At 60.7% G+C, this 1,615-nt stretch carries 1 protein-coding gene; it reads right to left on the bottom strand.

The window, feature by feature from the left end:
• Window positions 1-1,580, bottom strand: a 1,580-nt coding sequence (gene ltrA, locus ACFY4B_RS42565; protein WP_387977190.1) for a group II intron reverse transcriptase/maturase, incomplete at its 3' end; no start/stop codon positions are given.
• Between the last annotated feature and the right edge of the window lie 35 nt (window positions 1,581-1,615).

Below are 1,615 nucleotides of genomic sequence, written 5' to 3'. Positions count from 1 at the left end.
TTGAGCCACTGTTCCCATTCTTCAGGGCTTTGCGGCTCATGGTCGGCGTGTAGCAACAGCTCTCCGCAGTACGGGCAATGGCCGTTTTGAGCCTTCATCAGGCGCAGAGTGGCCGTGCTCAGCGGGGGCGTGTTGCGATGGCGCCGCTTGGCCCAGAATTCGGCCAGGGTCGGGTCGTCGAGCGACGCCGTTCCTGGCACCATCCGGTGCCGGACAATGGGTGTCCAGGCGAACTTGCGCAGGTAGTGGCCGCTTGCGCGATCGCCGAATACCCACGTGTCGCGCCTGAACGGATTGAACATGCCAAAATATCGGGCAGCCACCCAATGTTTCGACTTGTTCGGATGGGAGAGTTTGGCCCATTTATAGACCTGCCTCCACACATGGGCATCCAAGGAGGCAAACGCTCGTTTGGATACCCCGATCCGGTAATAGGCAGCCCAGCCCTTGATGATCGGGTTGAGCTTAGCTATCAGCGCTTCCGCGTTGGCTCCACGCAGGGCCGTCACTTCATCGGATAGCCTTTTCCGGATCCGCCGCAGGGCAGAGTTGCTCGGTTTGGTCAGCAGCTTTCCGCGATGGCGTTGGATGGTGAACCCTAGAAAGTCGCAACCCTCATTGAGGTGGACGATACGCGTCTTGTCCTCGTTGAAGGCCAGACCCCGAGGGGCCAGCCACGCGGATAGCCTAGCTTTGACCTGCTCGGCCTGTTGCCTAGTGTGGCAGAGGACGAGAAGGTCGTCGGCGTAGGTGACCAAGACCGGGGAGTTCGATGCCGTGAGCGCGGCATTGTTGCCGAGCTTTTGGTAACGGACCCCGGCTGCCTTTTCCATGCCATGCAGGACGATGTTCAACAGCGTGGGACTGATCACGCCGCCTTGTGGAGTTCCCTCCGTGGTGGCCGTGAGCAGACCATTTTCGACCACGCCCGCCTTCAGCCATCTAGCTACCATTCCCCTTGCAGGGAACGTTCCCAATGACTTCAGCAGATACTCGTGGTCGATGTGGTCGAATGCCGCTTTCAGATCAGCATCGAGCACCCACAGGCGTTGAGCGTTCTTTCCGCTCGCCGTCGTATGGATGGCTACGATCGCGTCATGACAGCCACGTCCGGGACGAAAGCCATAGCATCTCGCCTCGAAGCGTGCCTCCCACTCAGGTTCCAGTGCGTTGAGCGTCAGAGCCTGGAGGCACCTGTCGCTGATCACGGGAATCCCGAGCGGTCGCCGTTTTCCATTCGCCTTGGATATATACACCCGCTTGACAGGCTTGGGTTTCCACGGTTCGGCGCGCACCTGAACCCAGGTGGCCAATTCGGCTTTCTCCTGAGGTAGCAGTGCGACTTTTCCGTCGATTCCCGCTGTCACGCGGCCAGCATTGATCTCCGTGACCCGCCGCACGCTTACGCGGGCGTTGGCGCGGGAACGGAGCATCAGTTTCTGGAGATTCCTGACCTTGGCCAGATCTCCGGCCTGCGAAGCCGTGAAGATACGTTGCCGCAAACGCCTTACCTCGTCCTCGGCGGCACGCCAGTCGATCGACTGCCATTCCTCGGACGCGTCCTCCGGTCCGTTCGCCATCACGGCCGCGCTCGTGGCGATCTGAGCCGCCCCGA

Source organism: Kitasatospora sp. NPDC001261, assembly GCF_042896795.1.
Classification (GTDB): Bacteria; Actinomycetota; Actinomycetes; order Streptomycetales; family Streptomycetaceae; genus Kitasatospora.
The sequence above is the reverse complement of the archived record's forward strand: the minus strand, read 5'-3'. Positions and strand labels throughout refer to the sequence as shown.